The organism is Mesorhizobium prunaredense (assembly GCF_900156895.1).
In the GTDB taxonomy this organism is placed as follows: Bacteria; Pseudomonadota; Alphaproteobacteria; order Rhizobiales; family Rhizobiaceae; genus Mesorhizobium; species Mesorhizobium prunaredense.
In genome coordinates this window covers 398,857-415,376 of sequence record NZ_FTPD01000045.1, presented here as the reverse complement: position 1 = coordinate 415,376, position 16,520 = coordinate 398,857, and the positions used below count along the sequence as shown (strand labels likewise).

At 62.1% G+C, this 16,520-nt stretch carries 17 protein-coding genes; 12 read left to right on the top strand and 5 right to left on the bottom strand.

The features are described from left to right. The 4 genes from BQ8794_RS25845 (at window position 1) to BQ8794_RS25830 (ending at window position 4,334) form a co-directional block, all read left to right on the top strand. Window positions 1-873, top strand: coding sequence for a carbohydrate ABC transporter permease (locus tag BQ8794_RS25845; RefSeq protein WP_077381408.1), 873 nt, complete (start codon window positions 1-3; stop codon window positions 871-873). A 59-nt stretch (window positions 874-932) separates the two neighbouring features. Then, a complete protein-coding gene (locus tag BQ8794_RS25840) occupies window positions 933-2,438 on the top strand; it encodes an ABC transporter substrate-binding protein (RefSeq protein WP_077381407.1) in 1,506 nt (501 codons plus the stop codon). 71 nt (window positions 2,439-2,509) lie between these two features. Beyond that, window positions 2,510-3,235, top strand: coding sequence for an SDR family oxidoreductase (locus tag BQ8794_RS25835; protein WP_077381406.1), 726 nt, complete (start codon window positions 2,510-2,512; stop codon window positions 3,233-3,235). Between the two features lie 31 nt (window positions 3,236-3,266). Next, window positions 3,267-4,334: an ABC transporter ATP-binding protein gene (locus tag BQ8794_RS25830; RefSeq protein ID WP_077381405.1), complete on the top strand. Its 1,068-nt coding sequence runs from the start codon at window positions 3,267-3,269 to the stop codon at window positions 4,332-4,334. 45 nt (window positions 4,335-4,379) lie between these two features. Here the strand turns inward: BQ8794_RS25830 and BQ8794_RS25825 are convergent, their stop codons facing one another. The 3 genes from BQ8794_RS25825 to BQ8794_RS25815 form a co-directional block, all read right to left on the bottom strand. After that, a complete protein-coding gene (locus BQ8794_RS25825) occupies window positions 4,380-4,736 on the bottom strand; it encodes a DUF488 domain-containing protein (protein WP_077381404.1) in 357 nt (118 codons plus the stop codon). A gap of 94 nt (window positions 4,737-4,830) precedes the next feature. Then, on the bottom strand, window positions 4,831-6,087 hold the full coding sequence (locus BQ8794_RS25820) for an aminopeptidase (protein WP_077381403.1): 1,257 nt from the start codon (window positions 6,085-6,087) through the stop codon (window positions 4,831-4,833). 83 nt (window positions 6,088-6,170) lie between these two features. Further along, on the bottom strand, window positions 6,171-7,085 hold the full coding sequence (locus BQ8794_RS25815) for a LysR substrate-binding domain-containing protein (protein ID WP_077381402.1): 915 nt from the start codon (window positions 7,083-7,085) through the stop codon (window positions 6,171-6,173). A gap of 97 nt (window positions 7,086-7,182) precedes the next feature. Between BQ8794_RS25815 and BQ8794_RS25810 the strand changes: the two genes are divergently transcribed. From BQ8794_RS25810 to sbmA, 3 genes are all read left to right on the top strand, one after another. Further along, complete coding sequence (locus BQ8794_RS25810; protein ID WP_077381401.1) at window positions 7,183-7,395, top strand: hypothetical protein; 213 nt, start codon at window positions 7,183-7,185, stop codon at window positions 7,393-7,395. 362 nt (window positions 7,396-7,757) lie between these two features. Beyond that, window positions 7,758-8,918, top strand: coding sequence for a YbfB/YjiJ family MFS transporter (locus tag BQ8794_RS25805; RefSeq protein WP_077381400.1), 1,161 nt, complete (start codon window positions 7,758-7,760; stop codon window positions 8,916-8,918). Between the two features lie 122 nt (window positions 8,919-9,040). After that, window positions 9,041-10,318: a peptide antibiotic transporter SbmA gene (gene sbmA, locus BQ8794_RS25800; protein WP_077381399.1), complete on the top strand. Its 1,278-nt coding sequence runs from the start codon at window positions 9,041-9,043 to the stop codon at window positions 10,316-10,318. Window positions 10,319-10,345: 27 nt separating this feature from the next. Here sbmA and BQ8794_RS25795 read toward each other — a convergent pair whose 3' ends face one another. Continuing rightward, window positions 10,346-11,347, bottom strand: coding sequence for a polysaccharide deacetylase family protein (locus BQ8794_RS25795; RefSeq protein ID WP_077381398.1), 1,002 nt, complete (start codon window positions 11,345-11,347; stop codon window positions 10,346-10,348). Window positions 11,348-11,538: 191 nt separating this feature from the next. On the opposite strand from BQ8794_RS25795, the gene BQ8794_RS25790 reads away from it, so the two are divergent. Both BQ8794_RS25790 and der read left to right on the top strand, forming a co-directional pair. Continuing rightward, window positions 11,539-12,204 carry a tetratricopeptide repeat protein gene (locus BQ8794_RS25790; protein ID WP_077381397.1) on the top strand — a complete coding sequence of 222 codons (666 nt, stop codon included), beginning with the start codon at window positions 11,539-11,541 and terminating at the stop codon, window positions 12,202-12,204. A gap of 118 nt (window positions 12,205-12,322) precedes the next feature. Continuing rightward, window positions 12,323-13,756 carry a ribosome biogenesis GTPase Der gene (gene der, locus BQ8794_RS25785; RefSeq protein ID WP_077381396.1) on the top strand — a complete coding sequence of 478 codons (1,434 nt, stop codon included), beginning with the start codon at window positions 12,323-12,325 and terminating at the stop codon, window positions 13,754-13,756. Window positions 13,757-13,807: 51 nt separating this feature from the next. Here the strand turns inward: der and BQ8794_RS25780 are convergent, their stop codons facing one another. Beyond that, window positions 13,808-14,563 (bottom strand): SDR family NAD(P)-dependent oxidoreductase, encoded by a 756-nt coding sequence (locus BQ8794_RS25780; protein WP_077381395.1) that lies wholly within the window; start codon window positions 14,561-14,563, stop codon window positions 13,808-13,810. Between the two features lie 190 nt (window positions 14,564-14,753). On the opposite strand from BQ8794_RS25780, the gene BQ8794_RS25775 reads away from it, so the two are divergent. From BQ8794_RS25775 to BQ8794_RS25765, 3 genes are all read left to right on the top strand, one after another. Next, complete coding sequence (locus BQ8794_RS25775; protein ID WP_077381394.1) at window positions 14,754-15,350, top strand: L,D-transpeptidase; 597 nt, start codon at window positions 14,754-14,756, stop codon at window positions 15,348-15,350. A 198-nt stretch (window positions 15,351-15,548) separates the two neighbouring features. Continuing rightward, entirely contained in the window at window positions 15,549-15,689 is a 141-nt protein-coding gene (locus tag BQ8794_RS25770) for an ABC transporter (RefSeq protein WP_077381393.1), read from the top strand. Between the two features lie 142 nt (window positions 15,690-15,831). Beyond that, window positions 15,832-16,416, top strand: coding sequence for a hypothetical protein (locus BQ8794_RS25765; RefSeq protein ID WP_077381392.1), 585 nt, complete (start codon window positions 15,832-15,834; stop codon window positions 16,414-16,416). The last annotated feature ends 104 nt before the right edge of the window (window positions 16,417-16,520 follow it).

Here is a 16,520-nt window from a genome sequence, read left to right as displayed (position 1 = left end):
ATGAACGGCTCCTTCTCGACCCGCATGCTTCGCACCATCGCCGCCTGGGTTGTGGTCGCAATCTTCTTCTTTCCGATCTACTACTGGACGTCGGTGGCGTTCAAACACGGCAACGACATCTTCAACCGGCCGCCGAAACTGTTCGCCTTCACGCCGACCTTCGACAATTTCCAGAAGGTGTTCGGGATTTCGCTGGGCAGCGGCGGCATCACCGTGACGCCGGGCGGCGGCAATTTCTACATGGCGCCCCGCGTCTGGGATTCGATCGTGATCGCGACGCTGTCGACCGTGCTCGCTGTCGCCATCGCCACGCTTGCCGCCTATGCCCTGTCGCGCATGAACTTCCGCGGCCGGCACAGTTTCGTCGGCTGGGTGTTGTCGACGCGCATGATGCCGCCCGTCGCGGTCGCGGTGCCGATGTTCTTCATCTACAAGAATTTCGGTCTCATCGACACCTATACCGGCATGGTCCTGATCCACGCGCTGATGAACCTGCCGCTCGCCGTCCTCCTGATGAAGAGCTTCTTCGACGACATTCCTTCCGAGATCGACGAGAGCGCCATCGTCGATGGCGCCAGCCGCTTCATGATCTTCCGGCGGATCGTGCTGCCGATGGCCAAGGGCGGCATCGCCGCCACGGCGGTGCTCTGCTTCATCTTCAGCTGGACCGAATTCCTGTTTGCGCTGACCCTGACCACCACGTCGGTCAAAACCGTGCCTGTCGTCTCGTCGACCTTCGTCACCTCGATCGGCACCGCCTGGGGCAACATGGCCGCGCTTGGCGCCGCATCCATCATTCCCGCTTTCATCTTCATTCTGTTGGTTCAAAAGCACCTCGTGCGCGGTCTCACGATGGGATCGTTGAAACAATAGATGGGAGGCTCGAATTCGCAGCCTTGTGAAAATCGCGAATTAAACCGGAGGAGTAGACAATGAAAGACAGCATCAGAAAGGCGCATCTTGCCTCTGTCACTGACCGCTTCGTTCGCGGACAGATGGACCGGCGCTCGTTTCTTCGCGCAGCAAGCATTCTCGGCCTCGGCGCCGGCGCGCTCGGCATGGGCCTGGGACGACGTCCGTTCTACGGCATCAGCCAGGCATCGGCTCAGGAACAGGAACTAAAGCCCAGCGCCGAAATCACCAAGTGGCTCTCGGATGTCGGCAAGCCCTTTGCCGGAACGACGCTTCGTCTCGCCACCGAATCAACGCCGCCGTCGAATGCCATCGCTACGCAGCTCAAGCAATATTTCGAGGAGGCTACCGGCATCAAGGTCGAGATCGAAGTGCTGCCGCTCGAGCAGGTGCTGCAGAAGCTGACGCTCGACGTGGCGTCGAGCCTCGGCACTTACGATCTCTACTATATCGACCAGAGCTGGGCGGCAAGCTTCAGCCAGGACGTTTTCGATCCGCGCGAGCAGCTCAAGAACGCCGATTTGGCGATGCCAAACTACAACATCGACGACTTCCTGAAGCCGCTCGTCGACGGCATCGCCATGTACGAGGATCGCATGGTCGGCGTGCCCTACGACATCCCGATCTTCATCACGCAATACCGCAAGGACGTCTGGGACGAGCTCAAGCTGCCGCCTCCGGCCACGCTGGACGATTTGCTGCAGGCGTCTGCGGCGATCACCGACGCCAAGGGCCCGAACATGTACGGCACCAGCGGCCAGATGAAATCGGGCCATTACAGCCTCGAATGCGATTGGACGGCGTGGCTTTGGGGCCATGGCGGTTCGATTTTCGGCCCCGACGGCAAATTCACCGGCAATGACGACGCTGGCTTGGCCGCCATGGCCTACTGGGACAAGCTCAAGGCGACGATGCCGCCCGGCGTCGACGGCTGGACATGGGATGGCGAGGGCCAGTCGGTCGGCCAGGGCGTCGCGGCCTCGATGCTGTCTTGGGGCGAATTCTTCCCGTTCTTCGACGATCCCAAGGCTTCCAAGGTCTCCGGTCTGATGGAAGCGATGGTTCCGCCGAAACCTGCCGCCACGCTGCGCACGGTCGAACAGACCGGATTCGGCGAAATACCAGGCGTTGGTCACCAGGGTGGTTCTTCGCTCGCGGTGTCGAAATACTCGAAGAGCCCTGACGCTGCCTGGATCTTCATGCAATGGGCGACCTCAGCCGATACCCAGGCGCTGATAACCGTTCTGGGCGGCGGTACGGGGCCAACGCGCACCAGCGTCTATGACGATCCGCGCGTGCTGGCCAACGCCCGTGTCGGCGCCGGCACGACCCGCCATTTGCCGGTCGTGCGCGACACCATCGCCAACTACATGGGATCCGAGCCCGACCTGCCCGCCTGGGCAGAACTCTCCAGCGATATGATCCCGGTTGCGTTGGGCAAATACTTCGCCGGCCAGTCGGGCTCGGCCAAGGAGTCGCTCGACGCCCTGAAGACCCAGGTCGACGATCTCGTCGCCAAGGGCTGAATGTTCCCCCGGGCTGGCGGCCCTAAGGCCGCCAGCCCGGGGTATCGACAATTTTCGATTGAGGAAAAACAATGGCTGGAAAACAGCTCGTAGCAGTGACAGGAGCCAGTTCTGGTATCGGCGAAGCGGTCGCTAAGGTGTTTTCGCGCTCCGGCCATCCTGTTCTCATGATGGCCCGCCGTCTGGAGCGCATGGAGGCGCTGAACCTGCCTGACAGTATGGCCCGGCAGGTTGATGTCCGGGACCGCGCCGCAATTGCGGCCGCCGTGAAGGAGGCGGAAGCCGAATACGGACCGGTCGACATGCTCTTTGCCAATGCCGGCATCGCGCGCCTTGCCGACATAGGCCGCCAGCCGCCCGAGGAATGGGACGAGATGATCGACATCAACACGAAAGGCGTGCTGAACTCGGTCCACGCCGTGATGGCGGGCATGATGGAGCGCCGTCATGGGACGCTGTTCATGATGAGTTCGATCGCTGGCCGGAAGGTCTATCCGGATCATACGGTTTACTGCGGGACAAAATTCTTCGTTCACGCCGTGTCGGAATCGCTGCGCGACTATCTTTCCGATTATGACGTCCGCGTGGTCGTGCTTTCGCCCGGGGTGATCGAAACCGAAGTTCTGAGCGGCGTCCTCGATCCGCAGACGCTCGCCAACTACAAGGCTAACAAGCTCAAGATCGGCGGCGGGATTGGGCCCGAGCACGTCGCTGACCTCATGCTGCACACCTACCAGATGCCGCAGAACGCCCTCGTGCAGGAAATCGTCATCACGCCGACAAGGCAGAAATACTGACGACCCGAATCCGGGCTTCTGGAGAGAGCGAATGGCTACCGTAGAATATAGGAACATCGCCAAGAATTTCGGGCATGTCGAGGTGATGAAGGATATCTCCTTCGGCATCGCCGACCGCGAATTCGTCGTCCTTCTTGGGCCGTCGGGCTGCGGAAAGACCACGCTCCTGCGCATGACAGCAGGGCTCGAAAGCGTGACCAACGGCGATCTGTTGATCGCCGACAGGCGGGTCAATGACGTTCACCCGCGCGATCGCGACATCGCTATGGTGTTCCAGAACTACGCGCTCTATCCGACAATGAAGGTGTTCGACAATATCGGCTTCAGTCTCGAAGTGGCGAAAGTGCCAAAGGCGGAGATCAGGAAGAAGGTCGAATGGGCGGCGCAAATCCTGAATCTCACGCCCTACCTCGGGCGCTATCCCAAGGAACTGTCGGGTGGCCAGCGCCAGCGCGTCGCCATGGGCCGCGCCATGGTGCGCAATGCCGCCGTCTTCCTTTTCGACGAACCGCTCTCCAATCTCGACGCCAAGCTGCGCACGCATATGCGCGTGGAAATCCGCCAACTCCACAATCGTCTCGGCACGACCACGATCTACGTCACCCATGACCAGATCGAGGCGATGACGATGGCTGACAAGATCGTGCTGATGCACGCCGGCAGGATCATGCAGATCGGCACGCCCGACGAGGTCTATGAGCGCCCGAACTCGAAATATGTCGCTGATTTCATCGGCTCGCCGTCGATGAACTTCATCGCTGGCGCTGTCGAGACGGCGGGCGGCAGTCCTCGCTTCGTCGCCGAAGGCGTGTCGATCGGTCTCTCGCCGGAGATCAAGGCGAAGCCAGGCCAAAAGGTCATCATGGGCGTCCGGCCGCACGATCTCGGCATTTCGGATACGGGTGAGATCAAGGGCGAGGTCGTGCTGTCCGAAACAACCGGCGCGGATGTCCAGATTCATTTGCGCGTGGCGGGATACGACGCCGTCGCCGTGGTGCCGCGTGACGAGCGCCGCAACCCCGGCGCCGCGATCAATCTTTCGGTTCTGCCGGGCAAGGTGCACCTCTTCGATGCGGCCACGGAACTGCGTGTCGCCTGAGATTAGCGACGAAGGCGTCGATGTGATCCGGCAGCACGCGCTGCCTCAGCCCTTTAGGCTGAGATAATCAGCCAAAGCCACCGCGTTGTTGTGCATGTCGTCCTGGGCGCCGTAGAGCAGCGTCACCCGGCCGTTGTCGAGCAGGGCGCGCAACTGGCCGACCGCCTCGCTGTTCCTGTCGAGCTCGCCGCGATAGCGCTGCTGGAATTCCATCCAGCGCGTCGGCTCGTGGCCGAACCATTTGCGCAATTCATCGCTTGGCGCGATGGTCTTCAGCCATAGCGTCAGGGCGGCGTCTTCCTTGCGGACGCCGCGCGGCCATACGCGGTCTATGAGCACCCGCTGCCCATCGCCGGGCGAGGGCGGCTCGTAGATGCGTTTGACCCTGATATCGAGTTTCATTGCCAACTCCGGGGTTGGCCGCCATGACGGCTTGCTGGCGGCTGCTTACGCCCACTCGCCCTTACGCCCACTCGCCCTTACGCCCACTCGCCCCCTACGCCCACTCGCCCTTGCGCATGACCGGCACGCGGCCGCCGTCCTTGCCTACGCCGTCGATGTCGACCTTGTCCGAACCGATCATCCAGTCGATATGGATGAAGCTCTTGTTGCCGCCGCGCGCCGCGATCTCGTCCTGAGTGAGCGAGGCGCCGTCGACAAAGCACTTCGAATAGCACTGGCCGAGCGCGATGTGGCAGGCGGCATTCTCGTCGAACAGCGTGTTGAAGAACAGCAGGCCGCTCGCCGCGATCGGCGAGGAATGCGGCACCAGGGCGACCTCGCCGAGCCGGCGCGCGCCTTCATCGGTGTCGAGCACTTTCTTCAGCACATCCTCGCCGCGGCTGGCCTTGGCCTCGACGATGCGACCCTGCTCGAAACGCACCGCAATCTCGTCGATAAGCGTACCTTGGTACGACAGCGGCTTGGTGCTCGTAACATGGCCTTCGACGCGCCTTGCATGCGGCGTGGTGAAAACCTCCTCGGTCGGGATGTTCGGGTTGCAGGTGATGCCGTTCCTGGCGGTCGAGGCGCCGCCCATCCATTCATGGCCGCCGGCCAGACCGACGGTCAGATCGGTGCCGGGTCCGGTGAAATGCAGCGCATGGAAATTGTGGCCGTTCAGCCATTCGGTGCGGCTGCGAAGAGCCGCATTGTGTGCCTTCCAGTTGCCGATCGGGTCGTCGACATCGACCCGTGAGGCGGCAAAGATCGCGTCGGCGAGCTTCGCCACCGCGACGTCGTCGGTATCGCCCGGAAACACCGACCTGGCCCAGGCCAGGTCGGGGTAGGCGACGATGTTCCAGTTGATGTCGAAGCCGGTGATCTTTTCCAGTGCCGGCTGGTAGGCGATCGAGTTCGCCTTGTTGGCGCGCGCCACTTTCGCCGGATCCTGCGCCGACAGCAGCGACGGATCCTCGCCGCGCACGGCCAGCCGCGCCGCATTGTTGGCGAAGGCCTTGGCCATGCCCTCGTAAAGCCAGCCGGCGGCGTGGTCGAAGCTGGCATCGGCGCCATAGCGGAAGCGTGCCAGCGTCATCTCGTCGTCGTTGAAGATCGGCGTCACCAGGCCGGCGCCTGCCTTGTAGGCATGCTCGACGATCCGTCGCGTCAAAGGCAGCGCTGCGATCGACGACGTCAGCACCAGGTCCTGCCCCGGTTGCAATTGCAGCCCGACCTTGATGGCGACTTCTGCCAGCCTGTCGAGCTTCACCGGGTCGATCGTTGCGGAAACGCCGCGCGAATGTGTGGTCATTATCCTGCCTGTCGCGATGTGGGAGTCTGGTTCTTACATAGACCGGTGCCGTCGGTCTTTCCACCGTGATCGACCGGGCCTGCTCAGGCCGCGCTGCCGAGCGCGCCGAACTGCGCCATCGTTGCCTCGATCTCCTCGCGGATCCAGATCTTGAAATCGCGCAGCTTGCGGCTCTCGCTCTTGCTGGCCGATGTCACCAGCCAGTAGCCCAGCCCGCTCTCGGCGCGGACGCCGAACGGCGCGACCAGCCGGCCGTCGGCGAGAGCGTCAGCCGTCAGCAATTGCCAGCCGAGCATCACGCCGTGGCCGGCGATCGCCGATTCCAGGCAAAGCATCGGATCGGTGAAGCGCGCGCCCTTGAGGAAGGTGACCGGCTTCACCCCGGCCGCCTCGAACCAGCTTTCCCAGCTGATCATCGCTTTTTCGTCGGTGATCGCGCAGGTCAGGGCGAGATCTTCGATCGATTTCAGTTTGTCGGCGATCGCCGGGGCGCAGACCGGGAAGACTTCCTGCGCCAGCAGCAGTTGCGCGCGCACGCCCGGCCATTTGCCGTCGCCAAGCCGGATGGCGATGTCGATGTCCGAGCGATCGAGATCGGCAATCCGCACCGAGGCGTCGATGCGCAAAAGCACATTGGGATGCCGGGCGAAGTGACGTGACAGTCGAGGCAGCAGCCACTTCGAGGCAAAGGCCGGCGCCACCGAAACCACCAGCGTGCATTCGGAGGCCTCGTCGGCGAGCGCCACGGCTTGGGCGAGCTCGCGGAAACCTGCCCCGAGCCGCGCGGTGAAGACGGTGCCGAATTCGGTCGGCACCAGACCGCTTGCCGTTCGTTCGAACAGCGCCTGGCCAAGTTGCGCTTCCGTCCGCTTGACCTGCTGGCTGACGGCGCTGGCGGACACGTTGAGTTCGCTCGCCGCAGCCGAAAGCGATCCCAGGCGGGCGACGGTTTCCACGGCGCGCAGGCCGTTGAGGTGGACGCGGTTCAGCATAGCCATACAGTTTTTCTAAACTGGCACGGTTGAAATCTCAATTGAAATACAGGGTGGAACGGCAAATCTTAAGGAACGAGCAGACGTGTGGAGGAAAAATACGATGAAGATTTTGTCACTGCTCAGGGTCTTTTCCGCTGCCGGCGCGCGGCAAAGCCGGTCGCATGAAGGCGAGGCCACCCGATGGGCCACCGATCCGCTGTCGCATCCTGTGCTCGACACCATGTCGGAGCGTGAACTCGGCGACGTGCCGTTCAGGCTGACGGCCCGGCGCACTGCCTATGAGACCGGCACCGGGCAGGTCGGCTGCGGCTGAAATCCTCCGCACAGAGGATTTGACTCTTAATAAGACCCGAAAAGGACTGCGGACGGTCGCTGCCGAAACGTTGGCGGGACAGCGCCCCCCTCTGTCCTGCCGGACATCTCCCCCACGAGGGGGGAGATCGGCAGCTTCAGCGCCGGCTCTCATTCTTCAACTTCTGGAGATTGGCGCAAGCGGAGATGACGGCCAATCTCCTCCCTCGTGGGGGAGATGCCCGGCAGGGCAGAGGGGGGCGCGAAGGATCGCCGACGTTCGTTCTGTACCGCCGCGGCGCTCGGATACGGTCTTTTGCAACCCGTTCTGGCCCAACAACAAGCGGATTGTTTAACCGGCTCGTGCACCTATTGTGCACCGCAATGAAAGCCGCTTCGCCGTCCCCTTTGCGCCTCGCCTTCGCCGGCATGATTGCCCTGGCCGTCGCCATGGGCATAGGCCGCTTCGTCTACACGCCGATCCTGCCCGGCATGATGGAGGAACTTGGCCTGACGCCGGCCGATGCCGGCTGGATCGCATCCGCCAACTATCTCGGCTATCTCGTTGGCGCGCTCGCAGCCGTCGGCGGCTGGGCGCACGGACGCGAGCGCCTGCTGATGCTGACCGGTCTTGCCGCCACCGCAGTCCTAACCGGGCTGATGGGCCTGGCCGACACGATGGCGGCTTTTCTCGTCATCCGCTTTCTTGCCGGCGTGGCCAGCGCCTTCGTGCTGGTGTTCATGTCCAGCATCGTTTTCGGCCATTTGGCCGCGGTCGGCCGAAACGACCTGCAGGCGCTGCATTTCGGCGGCGTCGGCCTTGGCATAGCAGCGTCCTCGGCGCTGATGGCAATACTCGTCACCGGGCAGGCTGGCTGGCCGGCGGGCTGGTTCTGGTCCGCCGCGATCTCGGCCTGCGCCATTGCCGTCGTGATGCTGCTGCTCGGCAGCACTGCGACCGCCAACGGCGCCGATGGTCGCGGGCCAGCGCTGCCAAAGGACCGGTCACTGGTGAAGGTCATCGTCGCCTACGGGCTGTTCGGCTTCGGCTATATCGTGACGGCGACGTTCCTGGTCGCCATCGTCCGGCAGGGCGGCGGCGGCCGCGTCTTCGAGGCCGTGGTGTGGATGGTCACCGGCCTTGCCGGAATTCCCTCGGTCTGGCTTTGGCAGAAGATCGCGGCAAAGATCGGGCTCTACCGGGCTTATGCCTGGGGGTGCCTCGTCGAGGTGGTCGGGGTCAGCGCGAGCGTCACTATGGGCGGACACGTTGGGCCGCTGCTCGGCGGGTTTCTGCTTGGCGGCACCTTCATCGCCATCACCGCGCTCGGCTTGCAGAGCGGAAGGCAGCTTGCCCCGCAAGCGCCACGCCGGACCCTGGCGTTGATGACGGCGTCCTTCGGCCTCGGCCAGATCATCGGTCCGATCGTCGCCGGGCTGCTTGCGCAAGCCTCGGGCGACTTCTTCCTCGCATCGATCGTGGCCGCCGCGGTGCTGCTGGTCTCCGGCGCGGTCATCTGGTCGGCTGCGCCAAAATCGCCATGATTGTGGTCTTGCTCGGTGCCGGGCATCACGCACCGGCCATTTTCATTGCTTTCGATGTGTGACCTTATGCCCGCTGAACAGCAACGCCGCTGATTTGCGCATCGACCGAGGATTTCCCCAACGTGTTCGTATCCTTCTTCCCGCAGCCGAAGCTGTTCTTCATTTCGGCCGTCGCCTGGAGCCTTCTGCTCGTCCTCCTGTGGTTTTTCGGCGGCGAGCACCTTGGCACGATGCTCGGCATGCCGCCGGTCGACCCGCAGGCAGCACCAGTTATCAGCCCGATAAGATTCCTGACGCCGGCATTCCTCTGGTTTTACGGATATTTCTTCGCCGGTATGGGCGTATTCTACCTTTTCTGGGCGCTGTATTCCCCGCATCGCTGGCAGAACTGGTCGATCCTCGGCTCTGGTTTGATCATTTTCGTCACCAATTTCATCGTCCAGATCAGCGTGGCGCTCAATGACTGGCGCGGCATGTTTTACGACATGGTGCAGAAGGCGCTGACCACGCCGGGCTCCGTTACCCCTGCCGAGTTGTACTACGGAGTATGGCAGTTTCTGTCCTTGGCCCTGGTCTATATGAGCATTGCCGTCCTGAACGTGTTTTTCGTCAGGCACTATGTGTTTCGCTGGCGCACCGCGATGAACGATTATTTTACCGCTTACTGGCCGCGGCTGCGCCATATCGAAGGGGCATCGCAGCGCGTTCAGGACGACACGATGCGCTTCTCCGGCACAATGCAGGGGCTCGGAGTGAACTTCATCGACTCCATCATGACACTGATTGCATTCCTGCCCTTGCTGGCCTCCCTTTCTCTCCATGTCTCAACGCTCCCGATCGTCGGAGCAATCCCTTATCCTCTGGTCATTGCGGCGATCGCCTGGTCGCTGTTTGGCACCGGCTTGTTGGCAGTCGTCGGCGTCAGGCTGCCCGGGCTGGAATTTCGCAATCAGCGGGTTGAAGCCGCGCTGCGCAAGGAACTTGTCCTCGGCGAGGACGATACGGCACGAGCGCAGCCACCAACTCTGGCCGAGCTTTTCAGAAATGTTCGCAAGAACTATTTCACTCTCTATGCACACTATGTCTATTTCGACATGGTCCGCTATCTATACCTTCAAGTCGACAACGTCTTCGCCACGCTTATTCTCGTTCCAACCTTGGCAATCGGCAAGATAACATTTGGCGTTTTCCAGCAAATTGTTACCGCCTTTTCACAAGTCGCCACTTCGTTCCAATATCTCGTGAATTCCTGGCCGACCATCGTCGAGCTGATATCCATCTACAAGCGCCTGCGTGCCTTCGAGGCGACGCTTGAAGGGGCGCCGCTACCCGAAATCGACCAGGCCTATCTGGAGCGAGAGCGAGCCGGCTTGCGGCCTGAGGATCAGCCGGTAAGTTGAGAATCGCGGGGGGCGAGCGCTTTCGGCTCAGCCGTCCACCGATGCCCACTTTTGCCGGCGTTGGCGTGAAACATAGTCGCGATAGCTGATGCACTCGACATCGGGCCTGGTGCAGACCTCGCCGGCAAAGCGCTCCAGCGCCTTCCAGTAGGCGCCGTCATTCATCAGTGTGAAATGGAAGCCGAGTTCCAGCGGAATGCGTTTGCCACGAAATTGAGCGTCGAAGGCGGCGCGAAAGGCGTCATAGGTCCGGTTGGCGAATTCGTCCGCCTGGCTCGGCCGCTCGAAGCCGCCGGAATGCCTGACATAGAGATTGTAGTCCATCGCGATCACCGGCCTTGTGTCAGGACCTTCCGGAATCTGCGGCAGTGAGAAGCGTGTGATGCCGTCGCTGGTCGGTGGCCGGGCAGGGCCGCGCGACACGCCGCTCGCGTCGAACCAATAGCCCGCCTTTGGCAGCGCCTCGTAGAGCGCCTTGCTTGCCGACAGATAGGGTGCGCGAAAGCCGACCGCCTTACGTGCAATTTCGCGCCAGCCTGCGGGTTCGGGCGCAATGCCGTTGATCGAATAGGCGTTTTCCAAAATGTGCGAGAAAGAGCCGAACTCGCTCAGCCAGTCGGCCTTGCTCCAGTCCTTGCCGTCGAAATGGCCGCAAGCGTGGCTGCCGATATCGTGGCCCTCCGAGGCGGCAAGGTTTATCTGCGCGAGCCGGTCAGCGACTTCCCGTTTCGAGGCGGCAAAGCCGATATTGGACTTGCCTGATGTCTTGCCCGGCGCCGTGTATTCCTTGCGCGTCTCCGGCGAGAGCAGGAAGACGCAGGACACGAAATAGGTGAAACGGGCGCCGGTGCGCTGGGCCAGCGCCCGGCTACGCCTCCACTGCGAAATATCGCGAGCGCTGTCGAACGAGATGATGACGGCCTGCTTCGGCTTTGCCGGCGTTGGGGCCGTGGGCGGATCGGCGGCGGCAGCGCCCGCCGCAGCAAGCGACGCGATCGAAAACGCAACAACGCGGGACAAACGAGGCATCGCATCTGATCTGGATTTGAGGAGGGCTAAAGCACCGGCTATCGGCGAAATGTGGCGTGGGTGCGGTCGGCTCTTGCGGTCACGTTCCCGGCGATCAGCCGATTTTCCTGTCGAACCCCTTCCATGCCGACGAAATTTCGCTAAAACGCGGGCTCATGTACGCCCCGACGGGGCAGGAATGGTTTTGATCCATGTCGGACGACAGTTTTATCCGCGAAGTCAACGAAGAGATGCGTCGCGATCAGGCGCATGCGCTATGGGACCGTTTCGGTCCTGCCTTGCTTGCGCTCGCGGTGCTGGTGGTGGTCGGCACCGCCGCCTTCGTCGGCTATCGCTATTGGGACGAGACTCGCGCCAATCGCTCAGGCGACGCCTTCTCGCAGGCGCTGAAGCTCGCCAATGAAGGCAAGAGCGACGAAGCGCTGGCGGCCCTCGATGCGCTGGAGAAGGATGGCTATGGCGCTTATCCGCTGCTCGCCCGCATGCGGGCGGCAACCGTCAAGGCGGATAAGGGCGATGTCGCCGCCGCCGTCAAGGACTTCGACGAGGTCGCCGCCGATACGGACATTCCATCAGGCCTTCGCGATATGGCACGCCTCAGGGCAGCGCTGCTGCTCGTCGACCACGGTTCGTTCGCCGATGTCTCGAGCCGCGTCGAGACGCTCACCGCCGACACCAATCCGCTGCGCCATACGGCGCGCGAGGCGCTCGGCCTTGCCGCCTGGAAGGAAGGCAAGGCGGCGGACGCACTGAAACTGTTCGACCAGATCGCCTCGGATGACAGCGCCCCGCGCAACGCGCGCGAGCGGGCGACCTTGATGTCCGAGCTGATCCGTGGGTCGGGTGGCGTGTCGTAATGCATGTCGCCCAAAAGTGTGGTGCGGTTTTGGGACAACGACATGCATGGCAGATGCATGTCGCCCAAAAGTGTGGTGCGGTTTTGGGACAACGACATGCTGGCAGATGTAGGGCCGCATGACGTTCAAAGTCGCCATAATCGGCCGGCCTAACGTCGGCAAATCGACTCTTTTCAATCGTCTGGTGGGAAGGAAGCTGGCGCTTGTCGACGACACGCCGGGCGTCACCCGCGACCGTCGCGTCCATGCCGCCAAGCTCTATGATCTGCATTTCGATGTCATCGACACCGCCGGCTTCGAGGATGCTGCTGCTTCGACGCTGCCGGGCCGCATGCGCGCCCAGACCGAGATCGCCATCCGCGAAGCCGACCTGATCTTTTTCACCATCGATGCCAAGTCCGGGCTGATGCCTGACGACAAGACCTTCGCTGAGATCGTGCGCAAGTCCGGCAAACCGGTTGTCGTCGTCGCCAACAAGGCCGAGGCGCGCGGCGCCCAGGGCGGCATGCTGGAGGCCTGGGAACTCGGCCTTGGCGAGCCGATCCCGGTCTCGGCCGAACACGGCCAGGGCCTGCCCGATTTGCGCGATTCGGTGATATCAGCACTGGGCGAGGCGCGCGCCTTCGGCGAAGAAGAAGAGGATGCCGACGAGGAGGCCGCCGCCAGCGAGGTGCTGATCGGCGAGGACATCACCGACCCGGATGTCGAGCCGGGCTATGACGATACCAAACCGATGCGCATCGCCGTCGTCGGCCGTCCGAACGCCGGCAAGTCGACGCTGATCAACGCGCTGATCGGCGAGGAGCGGCTCTTGACCGGACCGGAAGCCGGCATCACCCGCGATTCCATCTCCGTCGACTGGGACTGGCATGGCCGCCGTCTGAAACTGTTCGACACCGCCGGCATGCGCCGCAAGGCCCGGATTCACGAAAAGCTGGAAGTCATGTCGGTGCAGGACGGCTTGCGCGCCATCCGCTTTGCCGAGATCGTCATTATCGTGCTCGACGCCACCATTCCCTTCGAGAAGCAGGATCTCCAGATCGCCGACCTGATCATCCGCGAGGGCCGCGCGCCGGTGATCGCCTTCAACAAATGGGATATGATCGACCATCCCCAGGAACTCCTGGCGGAACTGCGCGAGAAGACCGAGCGGCTGTTGCCGCAGGCGCGCGGCATGCAGGCGGTGCCGGTCTCGGCCGAGACCGGGCGCGGCCTCGACAAGCTGATGGATGCCGTCATCAAGACGCACAGAGTGTGGAACAGCCGCGTCTCGACCGGCAAGCTCAACCGCTGGCTGGAAGGCATCCTGGCGCATCATCCGCCGCCTGCCGTCGCCGGTCGCCGGCTGAAGATCAAATATGTCACCCAGGCCAAGACGCGCCCGCCGGGCTTCGTCGTGTCCTGCTCCCGGCCGGACGCGATGCCGCAATCCTATGTTCGCTATCTCTCCAACAGCCTGCGCGAAGCCTTCGACATGCCAGGCGTGCCGATCCGCATCGCCTTGCGCACCTCGGAAAATCCGTTCGCCGGCAAGGCGAAGAAGCGCCGCTGAGCTGTGCGTCTTCTGGGCGCCAGCATCAGCTACGCTCCGTGCAGCGGCGCTTTAATGGGCGGTGTAGGCTCCGTCCACCAGATGGTAGCTCCCGGTGATAAAGCTGGCCTGATCGGACAACAGGAAGCACACAAGAGCCGCTACCTCTTCCGGTTTGCCGCGTCTGCCCATCGGTTGAAGGGCTGCCATGCGCCGCGTGGCTAATGCCTCCACTTGCTCCGATAGAAGAGGCGTTTCGATCCAGCCGGGGCCGACGACATTGATGCGGATGCCCACCCTCGCATATTCAATCGCCGCAACCTTGGTGAGTCCAACAACCCCGTGTTTCGCTGCCGTGTATGCGGACGCAGTCGGCAAGCCGACGGAACCGAGAATCGAGGACATGTTCACGATGGCGCCTCCGCCTCGATCCAGCATGGCGGCGATTTCGTACTTCATGCTGTAGAAAACGCCATTTAGATTGACGTTTATCAGCTGGTGCCAGTTGTCGAGCGGATAGTCTGCCGTCGCTTTTCGAACGCCGTCGATACCTGCATTGTTTACCGCCAGATCCAGTCCGCCGCATTTCTGGACAGTGAACTCGATCAGCTTTTCGACGGCTGCCGCATCCGTGACATCGACCGCAAAGTCGTGGGCCCTGCCTCCTTGCGCGCTTATTTCGGCGGCTCTGCAGCGCGCGGCCTCGGCATCAAGGTCGGCGACAACAACCTCGGCTCCTTCTTGCGCGAGTTGCCGTGAAACAGCCGCTCCTATTCCGGAGCCTGCGCCGGTCACAATCGCGACTTTACCATGGAAGTCAGGCTTCATCGTCTCTGTCCTATGCCCATTGTGGACATAACCGAACAGAGGCGGACGGTTATCGCAAGAAGTTTCGCTCCAATTCGCTTGCCAATCCTGTGAATTCATTTTGCCACCGCACAGCGAGACTTGGCCCGCAGGCCGTGGAATGGTAGAGACGAGGGGGGCGGTAGATCGACCAGTTTCCTAGCAGGTAGAAATGAAAGAACACCACATTGCGCGCCGGGGGCTCGTGCTGGGTACTCTGGCTCTGATGGTCTCCGGATGTACGTCGACGTTTCGACAGGTGACGGAGCCGATTTCATCCGCGTTCGGACCAAGAAGTGGCCTCAGTCCTCGATTCCGACGGCAGCATGTGCGGTACGACGGAAACGAGCCGCCTGGAACGATCGTCGTCGATACTTCGCAACGTTTTCTCTATGCCGTCGAGACCGACGGGTGGGCGACGCGCTACGGCGTCGGCGTCGGCGAGCAGGGACTTTCGTTCAAGGGTACAGCGACCGTCGCCCGCAAGGCGGACTGGCCGTCGTGGACACCCACCGCCAGCATGATGAGGCGCAAGCCGCGCTTGGTGAAGTATGCAGGGGGGGTCCCTGGCGGACCAAATAACCCGCTTGGTGCGCGTGCCCTTTATCTCTATCGCAACGGGAGCGACACCCACTTCCGGATACATGGTACAAACGAGCCATGGACGATAGGCACAGCGGTATCGAACGGGTGCATCCGTTTGCTCAATGACGACATCATTGACCTCTACGACCGTACTCCTTTGGGCACGACGGTGGTGGTTGTTTGATGGTGGGCAGGTCTGATCTCCGTTGGATGGTCAACCCTGCCAGCACGTCATCGCAAGGTGCCGCCTGCAACCGGGTGCCAACTGTGTCATTTCTGCACTAGGCGTTGGTGTAGATCGCAGCTAACTTGGTGGGGCTGCATATCGTTTTATTTGTGGCGATTCTGTAGGCTATTCCGCCCCCGGGGAAAGGATTGCTTGATGAGCAAGATGTTGATTGTAATGGTTGCCACCCTCGCCGTTGCCAGCCTGAGCGGCTGCGCGAACGGCTGGATCGGTAAAGGAAAGGGGAAGGCTCCTCCGCCGGAACCCGTTGCCGTAGAAGAGCCCGTGATTAAATAAGCACTGGCTTTCGGAGATTTGGGGAAGGGCCGCCAGGCCCTTCCCCATCAATATGCAGGGGCCAAGGCCGGATTCGCAGCCTACGTGCGGTTGGCGGGCATAGGCTGGCACCAGGTCTGCGGTCCTCGGAGTTCTGGATGAGATGACGCTTGTAAGTGGCCGTTCAACCATTGTGGCCCTGCTCGCGCTTGTCGCGGCGTCATGTCAGTCGCAGGACAACAAGCCCCAGCCGACTTTTGTGTCCAATGATCGGGCACTGAGAACCGCGGCGATGCCGGCGCGCGCGGCCCAACGGCATTTCATCGAGTTCCGCTCCCGGTACGCCCTTACCTACGGCCATTCCTACGTGATTTTTGGACGATTGAACCAGGCGGGACGGATGGTCAACCCCGATGTCGCGGGGCTCGCTCCGAAGTCCGAAGATCCCAACGTCTATGTTCTCGGCCATTTGGCGCCCGTGCCAGCCTCGACCGGGTGGACGGACGGCGACCTGGAAGATGCCTACCGGTCGGCAAGCTGGCGCGTTTTACTCACCGAAGCCGAATATAGGAAAGTCGTCGCGAGCATACGAAAGCTGCAGGCCAGCTCTCCGCTTTGGCACGCCTCGCTCTACAACTGCAACGCATTCGTAGCGGACATCGCCAGATCGATGGGGTATAAGACCCCCGGTACCTGGCTCCGGCCGCAACAATTCATAACCAAGCTTCGGGAGATGAACGGGGGTTGAAATGCGATTGGCAAAACCCGCTTTCGCGTCATTCGCCCGGTCAAGTCCGAAAGGAGCGCGCTCTGAATGTCTATCGGTCGACAATTCGGACGCTGACATCGTTG

Bases quoted from the DNA above. Each gene is read 5' to 3' on its own strand.
- BQ8794_RS25795 (WP_077381398.1), bottom strand. From the start codon at position 11,347: ATGCCTCGTTTGTCCCGCGTTGTTGCGTTTTCGATCGCGTCGCTTGCT.
- BQ8794_RS25775 (WP_077381394.1), top strand. From the start codon at position 14,754: ATGAAAGAACACCACATTGCGCGCCGGGGGCTCGTGCTGGGTACTCTG.
- BQ8794_RS25835 (WP_077381406.1), top strand. From the start codon at position 2,510: ATGGCTGGAAAACAGCTCGTAGCAGTGACAGGAGCCAGTTCTGGTATC.
- BQ8794_RS25815 (WP_077381402.1), bottom strand. From the start codon at position 7,085: ATGGCTATGCTGAACCGCGTCCACCTCAACGGCCTGCGCGCCGTGGAA.
- BQ8794_RS25840 (WP_077381407.1), top strand. From the start codon at position 933: ATGAAAGACAGCATCAGAAAGGCGCATCTTGCCTCTGTCACTGACCGC.
- BQ8794_RS25825 (WP_077381404.1), bottom strand. From the start codon at position 4,736: ATGAAACTCGATATCAGGGTCAAACGCATCTACGAGCCGCCCTCGCCC.
- BQ8794_RS25820 (WP_077381403.1), bottom strand. From the start codon at position 6,087: ATGACCACACATTCGCGCGGCGTTTCCGCAACGATCGACCCGGTGAAG.
- der (WP_077381396.1), top strand. From the start codon at position 12,323: ATGACGTTCAAAGTCGCCATAATCGGCCGGCCTAACGTCGGCAAATCG.
- BQ8794_RS25765 (WP_077381392.1), top strand. From the start codon at position 15,832: ATGACGCTTGTAAGTGGCCGTTCAACCATTGTGGCCCTGCTCGCGCTT.
- BQ8794_RS25830 (WP_077381405.1), top strand. From the start codon at position 3,267: ATGGCTACCGTAGAATATAGGAACATCGCCAAGAATTTCGGGCATGTC.
- BQ8794_RS25770 (WP_077381393.1), top strand. From the start codon at position 15,549: ATGAGCAAGATGTTGATTGTAATGGTTGCCACCCTCGCCGTTGCCAGC.
- BQ8794_RS25810 (WP_077381401.1), top strand. From the start codon at position 7,183: ATGAAGATTTTGTCACTGCTCAGGGTCTTTTCCGCTGCCGGCGCGCGG.
- BQ8794_RS25845 (WP_077381408.1), top strand. From the start codon at position 1: ATGAACGGCTCCTTCTCGACCCGCATGCTTCGCACCATCGCCGCCTGG.
- BQ8794_RS25805 (WP_077381400.1), top strand. From the start codon at position 7,758: ATGAAAGCCGCTTCGCCGTCCCCTTTGCGCCTCGCCTTCGCCGGCATG.
- BQ8794_RS25790 (WP_077381397.1), top strand. From the start codon at position 11,539: ATGTCGGACGACAGTTTTATCCGCGAAGTCAACGAAGAGATGCGTCGC.
- BQ8794_RS25780 (WP_077381395.1), bottom strand. From the start codon at position 14,563: ATGAAGCCTGACTTCCATGGTAAAGTCGCGATTGTGACCGGCGCAGGC.